This is a genomic window from Franzmannia qiaohouensis, from assembly GCF_031451695.1.
GTDB classification, from domain to species: Bacteria; Pseudomonadota; Gammaproteobacteria; order Pseudomonadales; family Halomonadaceae; genus Franzmannia; species Franzmannia qiaohouensis.
This window is the reverse complement of sequence record NZ_JARWAM010000017.1, coordinates 86055-98605: the sequence shown is the minus strand read 5'-3', so window position 1 is coordinate 98605 and position 12551 is coordinate 86055. Positions and strand designations below refer to the sequence as shown.

10 protein-coding genes are annotated in these 12551 nt (G+C 61.1%); 6 read left to right on the top strand and 4 right to left on the bottom strand.

The features are described 5' to 3' along the window. Window positions 1-454 precede the first annotated feature (454 nt). Complete coding sequence (locus tag QC821_RS19170; RefSeq protein WP_309724741.1) at window positions 455-916, bottom strand: REP-associated tyrosine transposase; 462 nt, start codon at window positions 914-916, stop codon at window positions 455-457. Window positions 917-1546: 630 nt separating this feature from the next. Between QC821_RS19170 and QC821_RS19165 the strand changes: the two genes are divergently transcribed. The 3 genes from QC821_RS19165 to QC821_RS19155 all read left to right on the top strand — a co-directional run bounded on the left by QC821_RS19165 (window position 1547) and on the right by QC821_RS19155 (window position 3743). Next, entirely contained in the window at window positions 1547-2029 is a 483-nt protein-coding gene (locus QC821_RS19165) for a phosphatidylglycerophosphatase A family protein (protein WP_309724739.1), read from the top strand. 81 nt (window positions 2030-2110) lie between these two features. Further along, the gene (locus QC821_RS19160) at window positions 2111-3136 is read left to right on the top strand and encodes a CNNM domain-containing protein (RefSeq protein ID WP_309724738.1); all 1026 of its coding nucleotides are present in this window, start codon (window positions 2111-2113) and stop codon (window positions 3134-3136) included. A gap of 34 nt (window positions 3137-3170) precedes the next feature. Next, the gene (locus tag QC821_RS19155; RefSeq protein ID WP_309724736.1) at window positions 3171-3743 is read left to right on the top strand and encodes a YqhA family protein; all 573 of its coding nucleotides are present in this window, start codon (window positions 3171-3173) and stop codon (window positions 3741-3743) included. Between the two features lie 16 nt (window positions 3744-3759). On the opposite strand, the gene QC821_RS19150 is transcribed toward QC821_RS19155, so the two are convergent. Continuing rightward, on the bottom strand, window positions 3760-5205 hold the full coding sequence (locus tag QC821_RS19150) for an MBL fold metallo-hydrolase RNA specificity domain-containing protein (RefSeq protein WP_309724734.1): 1446 nt from the start codon (window positions 5203-5205) through the stop codon (window positions 3760-3762). A gap of 574 nt (window positions 5206-5779) precedes the next feature. On the opposite strand from QC821_RS19150, the gene QC821_RS19145 reads away from it, so the two are divergent. The 3 genes from QC821_RS19145 (at window position 5780) to QC821_RS19135 (ending at window position 11036) form a co-directional block, all read left to right on the top strand. Further along, window positions 5780-7462 carry a ShlB/FhaC/HecB family hemolysin secretion/activation protein gene (locus QC821_RS19145; protein ID WP_309724732.1) on the top strand — a complete coding sequence of 561 codons (1683 nt, stop codon included), beginning with the start codon at window positions 5780-5782 and terminating at the stop codon, window positions 7460-7462. A 62-nt stretch (window positions 7463-7524) separates the two neighbouring features. Continuing rightward, window positions 7525-10404 carry a two-partner secretion domain-containing protein gene (locus QC821_RS19140; protein WP_309724730.1) on the top strand — a complete coding sequence of 960 codons (2880 nt, stop codon included), beginning with the start codon at window positions 7525-7527 and terminating at the stop codon, window positions 10402-10404. Window positions 10405-10415: 11 nt separating this feature from the next. Continuing rightward, window positions 10416-11036, top strand: a complete 621-nt coding sequence (locus QC821_RS19135) for a hypothetical protein (RefSeq protein WP_309724728.1) — start codon at window positions 10416-10418, stop codon at window positions 11034-11036. 193 nt (window positions 11037-11229) lie between these two features. On the opposite strand, the gene QC821_RS19130 is transcribed toward QC821_RS19135, so the two are convergent. Beyond that, on the bottom strand, window positions 11230-11709 hold the full coding sequence (locus QC821_RS19130) for a hypothetical protein (protein WP_309724726.1): 480 nt from the start codon (window positions 11707-11709) through the stop codon (window positions 11230-11232). Between the two features lie 92 nt (window positions 11710-11801). Next, the gene (locus QC821_RS19125; RefSeq protein WP_309724724.1) at window positions 11802-12548 is read right to left on the bottom strand and encodes an efflux RND transporter periplasmic adaptor subunit; all 747 of its coding nucleotides are present in this window, start codon (window positions 12546-12548) and stop codon (window positions 11802-11804) included. Window positions 12549-12551 lie beyond the last annotated feature (3 nt).

Genomic DNA, 12551 nt, shown 5'->3' with positions numbered 1-12551 from the left:
TCCGAGATGCCGTGTGGTGCCCCATGCACCCAAGATGGCGTTGCAAACTCATCTTGGCACAAGGGGGGACGGGTCCATCCCATTTCCCACAGGGAAGCGGCGCCAAGGCCAAATGTGGGAGAGACTTTAGTCTCGATGGGGTTGCTACACTCCAGCAGCGCTGCGCGCTGCATCGCGAATGAATTCGCTCCTGCGCTGGGGGCGGCGCCAAAGCCAATGTGGGAGTGACTTTAGTCCCGATGGGGTTGCTCCACTCCAGCAGCGCTGCACGCTGCATCGCGAATGAATTCGCTCCTGCGCTGGGGGCGGCGCCAAGGCCAATGTGGGAGTGACTTTAGTCACGATGGGGGTTGGCCTACCCCAGCAGCGCTGCGCGCTGCATCGCGAATGAATTCGCTCCTACGCTGGGAGCGGCGCCAAAGCCAATGTGGGAGAGACTTCAGTCTCGATGGGTTTATAACCACATCGCATCCCAAAGCGGGTATTTACCGATATCGTTTACGAGGCCTGCTCTCAGAGGATTGGCAACGATATAACGTGCAATGCTGCGCACGTCTTCCTCACGCCTCAGCGCGCGGTCATGATAACCCTGCTGCCACACTGAGCCGCGCCGATTGAGGTAGGCATTAATAGCTCTCGCCGAGCGGCCTTTCAAGCGCTTGACCACTGCATCGAGTTGCGCCTGATCAAGCATAAACAGCCAGTGGAGATGGTCTGGCATAATCACATAGGAGAGCGACGACACCCAGCCATCGTTCTCCAATGACTGCATTTCCCTTACCACGCATCTTGCTGGAGACCAGGAATTCAGCAAGGGCAATCGCTGATGGGTGCACGTCGTTATGAGATAGGCCTGGCGCGGCAGTGATACGCGGCCACGACGCAGGGCATGGCTGTGTGGCTGATTCTTCTCCATGGTACCCCCCACTCTCCTTGTTATTTGAGCATAGACGCCTTATATGCGGCGGCCAGGCAGCGCTACGCGCTGCAATCGCGAATGAATTCGCTCCCACACTTGGGGCGGCGCCAAAGCCAATGCGGGAGAGACTTCAGTCTCGATGGGGTTGCTACACTCCAGCAGCGCTGCGCGCTGCAATCGCGAATGAATTCGCTCCTACACGAGAGCGGCGCCAAGGCCAAATGTGGGAGTGACTTTAGTCACGATGGGGGTTGGCCTACCCCGGCAGCGCTGCGCGCTGCAATCGCGAATGAATTCGCTCCTACACGAGGGCGGCGCCAAGGCCAAATGTGGGAGTGACTTTAGTCACGATGGGGGTTGGCCTACCCCGGCAGCGCTGCACGCTGCATCGTGAATGAATTCGCTCCCACACTTGGGGCGGCGCCGAAGCCAATGTGGGAGTGACTTTAGTCACGATGGGGTTGCTCTACCCCAGCAGCGCTGCGTGCTGCAATCGCGAATGAATTCGCTCCTACACTGGGAGCGGCGCCAAGGCCAATGTGGGAGTGACTTTAGTCACGATGGGGTTAAACGCACCGCCAATGCTATTCTTTGTGGCTCTTTAATGATGCCTCAGGAGGCAAGCGCGTGCTGGAAGGGATACTCATCGCGGTGGGAACCGGTTTTGGCCTCGGCACCCTGCCACTGGCACCGGGAACCTTCGGTAGTCTGCTGGGCCTGCCGCTGGCTTGGTGGCTGCTGCGCTATCCGCTGGCGATTCAGGCAACCCTTGCTGCCCTGCTTGTCGCAGTAGCCATCCCGCTTTGCCACTATGCGGCGCTGGCGGTTGGCGGCGGTGACCCGTCGCAGATCGTTGCCGATGAGTTCCTGCTGTTTCCGCTTGCGGTTCTCGGCCTGCAGGCCGCGCGCAACCCCTGGGTGATGGCCTCTGCGTTCCTGTTATTCCGCCTCTTCGACATTCTCAAACCGCCGCCGATACACTGGGTGGAAAGCTGGCATGGCGGCTTGGGGATCGTCGCCGACGATGCGCTGGCAGCACTATGCACCTGGGTCGTGATGGCGGGCTTGTTGCAGCTTCGCCGCTGGCAGCTGAAGCGCATAGGCCAGTAAGGGCAACACATCCACGCGCCGGCGTTGACAGCATCTCGGCCATTGCGTATATAGCGCAAACACTCCTCACCGCGAGCCCCCATGATTCTTCTTGCGACGATCATCGTTGCGTCACTTGCCATATCGTTCTTGTGCTCCGTCCTCGAAGCCGCACTGCTTTCGCTCACGCCAAGCTACATTGCCCGGCTCAAGGAGGATCGACCTACCGCTCACGCCGCACTGGCGGCACTCAAGGCCAATATCGACCGGCCGCTGGCCGCCATCCTGACGCTCAATACCATCGCGCATACCGCCGGCGCCACCGGCGTTGGCGCCCAGGTGGCGGTGATCTTCGGCGAGACCTACATTGCCGTGGCCTCCGCAGTCATGACGCTGCTGATCCTGGTGCTCTCGGAGATCATTCCCAAGACCTTGGGCGCGACCTATTGGCGCCAGCTGGCGCCGTTTCTGCCCCCGCTGCTGCGCATCATGATCGTGCTGCTGATGCCGTTCATCTGGCTGTCGGAAAGGATCACCCGGCGCTTGGGCAAGTCCGAGCACGACGTCGATCTGCGCGCCGAGATCAAGGCGCTATCCAACATCGGCCTCGAGGAGCGCGTGCTTGACCCGGACGAGTCACGCACCATCATCAATATCCTCAACCTGCATGAGATGGCGGTGAAGGACGCCATGACGCCGCGCACGGTATGTGAAACGGTGCCCCCGGAGATGACGGTTGCGGAGTTTGATGCGCAGTATGGCAAGGCGCCCTATACCCGACTGCCGGTCATGGACCAGAGCGAACACGCCTTTGGCTATGTGCATCGTACCGATACCTACCATGCCGATGATGCGCAGACCATGGGCGAGATCAAGCGGCCCATCATAAGCATTGCCGACACCACCAGCATCGAGCAGGTGTTTTCCGATATGCTGCGAGATCACCACCACCTGCGCGTTGTACACGACGAGAACGGCACCTGGGTAGGCTTGATCACGCTGGAAGACATCATCGAAACCATTCTCGGCCAGGACATCGTCGATGAAACCGATGACGTGCACAATCTGCGCCAATATGCCAAACAGCGCTGGTTGAAACGCTTGAAACACAATGCATCGCCGCGCTGAGCTTCGCGCACCACTGTCTCGAGATACTGCCAATATGCACAACGATCCCGGTTCACAAGGCAAGCAAGCCGACGCCCCACCGCCCGCGCCGCAGAGCCGCACCGAGCAGCGGCTTGAGCGCTACCTGTGGAATTCACGCTTCCTGGTCATGATGGCGGTCGTCCCCAGCCTGCTTGGCGCAGTCGTGCTATTCACCATCGGTACCATCGACATCATCAAGGTGTTGATCGATACCGTGGCGTACTACCTGTTTGGTGGTATCGAGGACATTCACGATAGCGTGGTCCCGAGCATCATCATGGCCATCGATATCTACCTGATCGCCATCGTGCTGTTGATCTTCGGGCTCGGCGTCTATCGGCTATTCGTGTCGCCCATCGAGCAGGCCGAGGATCATACGCCCCACCACCCGTTCAACGTGCAGTCGTTCGACCAGCTCAAGGACAAGATCGCGCGGGTGGTGATCCTGGCGGTAATCATCGAGTTCTTCCGCGCCGTGGTGGATATCCGCTTCCAGACCCCGCTGGATGCCATCTATCTGGCACTCTCGGTATTGGCACTTGCCGCCGCGCTCTACCTGATGAGCCTCGCCCAGCGTAAGGAGTAAGGGGCGGCGCCAAGGCCTATGTGGGAGTGACGTCAGTCACGAGGGGGTGGGTTTCGCTGGCGTTGGCTACTACGTCGACGTGGTGCCCTGCCGCCTTGGCCCAGGCGTCGATCTCGGCCTTGAGGGCCGCCTGGGCATGGGCATCGCCGTGTACCAGGCGGATCTCGCGAGGCGGCTTGCGCATGCGGCGGATGAAGTTGAGCAGGTCGTGCTGGTCGGCGTGGGCCGAGTAGCCGCTGATGCTCTCGACGTGGGCGCGAATGTCGATGCGCTCGCCGTCGATCTCGACCCAGCCGCCGCGGGGGCCGTAGCGGCGGATGTCGTTGCCCAGGGTGCCGGGGGCCTGATAGCCGACGAACAGCACGGCGTGGCGCGGGTCGCCGAGCATCTTGGCGAGATAGTTGACCACCCGCCCACCACTGGCCATGCCACTGGCGGCAATTACCACCGCGGGACGGCCGCTGCTTGCCAGGTAGGCGACCGTGCGCTGGTGGGCGTCGTGGCCTTCCACGGTGGTGAGGTTGTCGAAGCTCAGCGGATGGCGCCCGCCACGTAGCAGACGGTGGGCCTCGGCGTCCCAGTAGGGTTTGAGCTCGCGGTAGAGCTGGGTAAAACGCGCAGCCAGCGGCGAGTCGACGATGATCTCCAGCTCGCGCCAGCGCGATTCCTTGGCGGCGTGGATCAGGCCTTCCAGCTCGTAGAGCAGCTCCTGGGTGCGGCCGATACTGAAGGCGGGAATGATCACGGTGCCGGCGTTCTCCAGCGCTCCTTCGATGGCGGCCTTGAGCCGCGCTCTGCGGCTGCTACGCTGCTCGTGCAGCCGGTCGCCGTAGGTCGACTCGAGTACCAGCACGTCGCAGCCGTGTGGCGGCTTGGGGGCCGGCAGCAGCGGCGTGTAGGGGGCGCCGAGGTCGCCGGAGAACAGTGTGTGCTGGCGTTTGCCGCTGGCCCGCTCGAGGCTGTCGACCTCGATATAGGCGGAGCCGAGGATATGCCCGGCGCGCTGCAGCCTGACCTTGACGCAGTGCCGGGCATCGTCGAGCAGGGTGTGCCAGACGTTGTACTCCAGCGCCACCAGGCGCCCATCCACCTCGTCGAGGAAACGCTCGATCAGCTGCGCGTCGCGGGTGAAGCCGATGCGCAGGGCGTCTTCGATCACCAGCGGCAACAGCCGCGCCGAGGGCACCGAGCAGAGAATCGGGCCGGTGTAGCCTGCCGCCAGCAGGTAGGGCAGCCGGCCGATATGGTCGATATGCACATGGCTGACCAGCAGTGCCAGCACGTCGTCGACGCTGAACGCCACCTGGTGCTGCTCGAACGCGCTGTCGCCGTCGGCGTCCTGGCCCTGGAACAGGCCGCAGTCGACCAACAGGGCGCGATCTAAGGCAAGCTGCAGCCGATGGCAGCTGCCGGTTACCCCCTCGGCGCCACCGTGATGACGAATCTGCGGATAGTCGTTCATGCCCCGGGTTCCTTTGCGTGCTTATCTTTTTTGTTCAGCCTACCCGATGGCCTGGCCCGCCGCCAGAAGGCCAGCGACAGTCCATGAACGCAACGAGGCGCGTTACAAAGGAGATATCATCTCCGTGTCAATACAGCGATATACGGCCCTAACGCGTTTACTACCGGGGTGGTAACCGAGTAAGGCGTCTTTATGTAACTAAATATGTCCGGCGTTACCAGAAAAGCTCCTTCCCCTCCGGCAGCAAGTCACAAGCAGCAACTAATGGTCCTGCTATGTGTGCCAACGCACAGTTGGGCGAGTTTTTATTAACCATGATACAAAAACTCATAAATATTAAAATCTTTGAGCGCTCTTCGCCATATTTTCTGGATTCTGGACAATAGGTCTGGAAGCACTTTTATTGATCGATAATTCCCCAATTTAATCTCACTACAACCACGCCACTATACAGAGGCCGAAAATATAAAGAGCCCGGCAAAAGATTAACTTCATGTTTCATATAAAAAATCATACAAGGGCCTGTAGTGCCAAGCAGGCAAGATCAGCAGCGAACAGAACGTTCGAGGTGAACATGTTCCACAATAAACTTATTCCCTTTGCTCTACTGGCGCTAAGTGCAGGCGGTTTTGCGGCGCACCTCCACGCTGCCCCGCTACCCAGTGCCGGCGGGCAGCTGCAGCAGATACCGTCCTCGCCTACCCTGGAAACGCTTGCACCGGAAATTGAGGTGCAGCAACAACAGGTACCGGCACGGGATACCGACAGCGCGGAGAGGATCGAGGTTAATTCCCTGCGCCTGAGTGGGCAGAGCCTGTACACCGAGAACGAACTCCTCGAGCTGACCGGCTTCCGGCCAGGCAGCCAGCTGAGCCTGGGTGACCTGCAGGCCATGGCCTCGCGTATCACCGATTTCTATCACCGCAACGACTACTTTCTCGCCCAGGCCTACCTGCCCGCACAGGCCATCGAGGATGGCGTGGTGATGATCGCCGTGGCGGAGGGGCGCTATGGCGATATCACCCTGCGCAACCAGAGCGCACTCTCGGATCGGCTGCCCCAAGGCCTGCTGCGCGGCCTCGAGAGCGGCGACGTGATCAACCGCAAACCACTCGAGAACCGGCTGCTGCTGATGTCGGATATCCCCGGCGTCAATGTGCAGTCGACCCTGGTGCCGGGTGCGTCGGTGGGTGCGGCCGACCTGATCGTCGATGTGACCCCTGGGCAGCGTGTGACCGGCAGCATCGATGCCGATAACGCGGGCAGCTACTATACCGGCGAGTATCGTGTCGGCGGCACGGTTCATGTCAACAACCTTGCAGGCCAAGGTGATGTGGCCAGCGTTCGCGTACTGAGCAGCTTCGACGGCCTCAACTATGCCCGCGCTGCCTATCAGTTGCAGCTGGGACGGGCCACCGCCGGCGTGGCCTACAGCCACCTGGACTATAAGCTGGGCAAGGAGTTCAGCGCCCTCGGAGCCGAAGGCGAGGCAAGGGTGACCAGCCTGTTTGGCCGCTATCCGCTGGTTCGCTCGCGCCAGACCAATCTCTACGCGCAGATCGGCTACGACCACAAGACCTTCGAAGACCGCTACGACTTCATTTCCAGCATCAGCGAAAAGAGTGCCGATGTGGTGATGGCGAGTCTCTACGGCGACCACCGCGATAGCGTGGGGGCCGGCGGCCTGACGGCGGCCTCGGTCACCCTGCATAGCGGCCAGATCGACATCGAAACGCCCACCGTTCGCGAGGTGGATGCCGTGACGGCGAGGACCCATGGCGATTTCAACAAGCTGAGCCTGAGCGTCATGCGCGTGCAGCAGTTTACCGACACCTTCTCACTCTATGGCTCGCTGGCCGCGCAGTTCGCCTCTGGCAATCTGGATAGCTCCGAGAAGATGTCGCTTGGCGGGATGAACGGTGTCCGCGCCTATCCCCAGGGCGAAGCCTTTGCCGATGAAGGGTATCTGGCCACCCTTGAAGCCCGACAGCGCCTGACCGCCCTTTCCGACCAGGTGCCCGGCCTGGTACATCTGATCGGATTTGTCGATGCGGGGCGCGTCACGCTCAATAAGGACCCTTGGGACGACGCCAATAATAGCAGGACCCTGAGTGGAGCCGGCGTGGGTCTCAACTGGGCCGACTACAACAACTTCTCCGTAAAAACTTACTACGCCCATAAACTTGGTAATGAGGTAGCCACTTCAGCACCGGATTCGGACGGCCAATTCTGGATACAGCTGGTCAAGTATTTCTGATTGCCCTGCCAACATATTGGCACCTACCCATTCTAGATAAGCAAAACACTTGGATAACTCTCATGAACAGGATCTACCAAGTCATCTGGCAACCAAGGAATGGCGCCTCTGTCACGAAACCGGCGGGAGTCCCTTTTATACTCAAGCCGCTTATTGCATCGATGCTTCTGGTGGCCGGCAGTAATGCCTGGGCCCTGCCGGTGGGCGCAGAGGTATCCTCGGGCAGTGTCAGTATCGGTGGCAATGCCAGTGAGATGAAGATCATCCAGAGCACTCAGAATGCCGCCATCAACTGGCAGGCGTTTGATATTGCCTCGGGGGAGGCGGTGAACTTTGCTCAACCCAACAGCAGTGCAACGGCGCTCAACCGGGTGCTTGGCGCCGACCCCTCGAACATCCTGGGCAGCCTTACCGCCAACGGCAACGTTTTCCTGATCAATCCCAACGGTGTGCTCTTCGGCCAGGGTGCCTCGGTCGACGTTGGCGGTCTGGTGGCCTCCACCCTGGGCCTCAGCGACAGCGACTTCATGGCTGGCAACTACCGCTTCGCGGGGGCCGGCAACGGCAGCATCGTCAACCAGGGCACGATCAGTGCCGACGGCGGGTATATCGCCCTGCTTGGCGCCAACGTCAGCAACCAGGGCACCCTTCAGGCCAATCTCGGCACGGTGGCGCTGGCAGCGGGTGATGCCATCACTCTCGACGTGGCGGGCGACGGCTTGCTGAATGTCGCCGTCGACCAGGGTGCGCTGGATGCGCTGGCGGAAAACGGCGGGCTGATTCAGGCCGACGGCGGCAATGTCCTGATGAGCGCTCAGTCGGCGGGCGACCTGCTCCAGTCGGCGATCAACAACACCGGGGTGATAAGCGCCCAGAGCATCGAAAACCGCAACGGCACCATCATGCTGCTGGGTGATATGCATAGCGGCACCCTGAGCATTGGCGGCACTCTGGATGTGTCCGGCAATGGCGCTGGAGAGACCGGCGGCAGCGTGACGGCAACCAGCCAGCGTGTTGGTCTGTATGACGCCCAGATCGATGCGTCCGGGGAGGCCGGTGGCGGTACCGTACTGATCGGCGGTGGCTACCAGGGTAACGATCCCGCTGTGCAGAACGCCGAGGCGGCTTACATGAGCGCAGGCAGTACTATCAACGCCAATGCCAGCACCGACGGTGACGGCGGGACAGTGGTGGTATGGGCCGATGGCTCGACCCGCGCCTACGGCAGCATTTCGGCACGCGGTGGTGAGCAGTCCGGCAATGGCGGGCTTATCGAGACCTCCGGCCACTGGCTGGATGTGGCAGATATCAGGATCGACACCCGCGCTCCCAATGGCAGCATGGGGATGTGGCTGCTCGACCCGGCCGATGTCACGATCTCCAGCGAAGCAACATCCAACGGCACCACCACCGACAATGTCTTCGCACCCAACTCCGGTGTGAGTACGGCCAATATCAACGTCAACGATCTGGTCTTCAACCTGGGCGGTGCCAACATCACCGTGACTACGGAAAATAACGGTGTCAGCGGCACTGGTAATGGCGATATCGACGTCAACGATGCCATCGTCTGGACCGCACCGACGACCCTGACCCTGAATGCCGATCGCGATGTGAACATCAACGCCGCGATTACCGCTACCGATGGAAGCCTTGTCGCCAACGCCGAGCGCGATGTAAACGTCTATGCCGCCATCACTACCACGAACGGCGACCTTACCTTCAACGCGAATAACGACATCATGCTGGCTGCGGAGGCAACGATCACGACCGGCAGCCTGACGGCGATTGCCGGGCAGAATGTGCTGGTGGAGGCGCCGATTTCGGTAACCACCGGTGATGTCATCCTGATTGCCGACAATGACGGCACCGGGCCGGGGGCTGATGCCGGCACCGTCTTCATTACCTGTGGAATCAACTGCATCACCATTGGTACCGGCGATCTGGTCATTCGCTTCAACCCCGAAAGCTACGGCACCACCGAGAGCGAAATTCTCGGCTATGCCCTGAATCTGACGGGAGGCGGAGAGCTGGATGCCAAGGCGTGGGTGTTCGGACAGGGCCAGGACAAGGTATACGACGGCCTGAGGGACGCTACCGTCGTCGGCCTTGAGCCCGATATCAATGGCATGCCGCCACCCGTTGCACTGGGTACGACAAGCAATGCCATGTTCGATACCAAGGATGTGGGCACTGAAAAGCCAATCACCTTTGAAGCCACCTTCGACGACGAGGTGTATGACCTCTTCGCCCCCTATGGTACCGATCCTGGTACCTATTTCACGCGGGCAGACATCACCCCGGCACCGTTGACGATCACCGCCGATGACGGCTCCAAGGTCTTCGGGGAAACGTTCATCCTTTCACCTCAGGCCTTCACCTCCGAGGGGTTGGTGAATGAAGAAACAGTGGAGAGCGTCAGCCTTACCAGCGACGGAGCGGTGGCCACCGCCAGTGTAGACGGCAGCCCTTATGCGATCACCCCCACTGATGCCACAGGGGGCACCTTCAGCGCCAGCAATTACAGCATTACCTATATCGACGGTGAGCTGCTTGTCAGCGCTACCGACCCCGGCGATCCTGGCGATCCTGGCGATCCGAGCCCGACCGATCCGAGCCCTACAGACCCTCTGCCGACCGACCCTTCTGACCTTGATCCCCTCACCCCCGACCTGGGAAATCTCCCTCCGGAAGTGCTTGTCCCCCTGCTGGCGAGACTGGCGGGAGAAGCCATCACGCCGGATACCTACGCTCAGGACGAGAACGGCCGCGTCTTTGGCTCACCGCCCATCCTGGTGTCACAGGGACTGGCGCTGAGCGTGACCGGCGTCAATGTTCCGCCACAGCAGCTGAACCAGCTCACCCCCGAGCCGGAGGCGCCAGTAACACCGGCTGAGGCCTATGTACCGCCGGTATTTGCGCCCAGGCAGGACCGCCAGTGAGGACACACCCCTTGAAACTCATAAAAGCGCTGTGCCTGGGGTGGTTGCTGGTTGCTCTTGTCGCGCTTCAGTTTGCACAGGCACAGGAGCGCGTTTCACCACAGGCGAGAACCACCGCGAACTGGGTGATCGACTCCCGGGATAATCTCGGCATGCCATTCATGATTATCGACAAGCATGAAGCCAGAGTCGCGGTGTTCGATGCCAGTGGCCAACTGATTGACGAGGCATCGGCGCTGCTGGGTCTAGCAGTGGGGGATGATTCTGTACCTGGGATTGGCGAGCGCCCCCTGGCGAGCATCCTGCCGGAGGAAAGAACCACCCCGGCGGGCCGCTTCGTGGCCTCATTGGGGCGTAACCTCAAGGGCGGCGTCATACTCTGGGTGGATTATGAAAACGCTATTTCACTGCATCCGGTATTCACCGGGAATCCCAGCGAACAACGTGCGGAGCGCCTGGCGTCACCCTCTGCCCACGACAAAAGGATTTCCTATGGCTGTATCAACGTATCGGAGCACTTCTTTACCAGCGTGATAAGTACGACATTCAGGCAATCAAATGGCATCGTCTACGTACTACCGGAAACCCGCTCCAATCATGCCGTCTTTGCCTCCTACTATGAGGTCGACTAGGCCGCAGAGATCAGGCGATCTTGCCTAACGACAGCAGGGTGCGATCTGCGGCAAGCTACAGCCGATGGCCTGGCCCGCCGCCAGAAGGCCAGCGACAGTCCATAAACGCAACGAGGCGGCTTCCAGGAGTGGAAGCCGCCTCGCGGTGTTGGCCGAAACCTGTCAGCGATCTCGGCGTCAGCGTTGCCGCTGGTTACTGCGGCGCTTGCTGCTGCTGTTGTTGCTGCATCTGCTCCTGCATCTGGCGCATCTGCTCTTGCTGCTGGCGCGCGGCCTCGTCAAGGGCGTCACGCTGCTCCTGGGTCATGGCCGCTTCGATGCGCGACTGGAGGATGACGCTGTCGGCGGCGATCTCACCGGTCAGGTCACCCAACTGGTTGGCGGTCTGGCGGATGGCGTTCTCGTCATAGTCGGGGCCGGAGTGGTCGAGCAGCTGCTGCTCGAGGGCCTGGACTTCGTCCTGGCGCTGGCCGACGCCCTCCTGGAGCTCGGTGAGGTAGCCGGCGATCTGGTCCTGCTGCGCCTGATCCAGCCCCACCATCTCGTCCAGCTGAGCAACCTGCTCCTGGGGGCTCGGCGCCGCCTGCTGCTGCGGGGCCATTTGCTGGGCGACGGCCGGGACGGCCACCAGGGCGGCAAGCATTGGAGCCGCGAGGCGCGTTACAAAGGACATATCATCTCCGTGTCAATACAGTGATATACGACCCTAACGCGTTTACTACCGGGGTGGGAACCGGTCCATGTGTCGTTATGTAACGACGGTGATCAACCGCCAAGCAGCGAGCAGTTGATCCCGGCGGGAATCTCGCCATCCGGATTGGCCAATAGCAAGCCGACGCCGAAGGTGCCGCTGGAGGGATCGATGACGCCATCGATGCGCTCTACCTCGGCTGTCGTCGTTTCATCTACTGGCGCATGCAGGTTGACGTCGATGCGATCGCCTATCTCCAGGCGGCCATAGGCCGGCAGCGGCAAGACGGCCTCGATGCGCAGCGGATCGAGCTGAACGAGCTCGAGGACCGGCGTGGCGTCGATGTACTCGCCCTCCTCTGCTTCTAGGCTCGCTACCAGCCCGTCGAAGGGTGCCGCATTACTGCGCTGGCTTAGCTGGGCGTTGGCCAAGCCAACCTGCATACGCGCCAGGCGCAGTTCGGTATCCAGCTCATCGCGTTCACTGTCGCTGAGCATACCCTGCTCGATCAGGCGCTGGTTGCGCTGTAACCGCCGCCCGGCATACTCGGCACGTGCGCCCTCCAGCGTCACGCTGGCACGCTCGATATCCTGCACCTGGCGAAACAGCGCCTGGCCGGCCTCGACCTCATCGCCGGCCCTGACCAGCAGTTCGTCGATAACGCCGGGTATCTGGGTAGACAGGATCGCTTGGCGTCCCGGTTCCACCAGACAGCTGATCTCACCAAACCCCGCGCTCTCCTCCGGCGAGGTTTCGGCCCAGGACAGGGGCGCAACCAGCAGCAGGCTGATGGCGGCAATTAATGGCTGAATGGGTTTCATGCT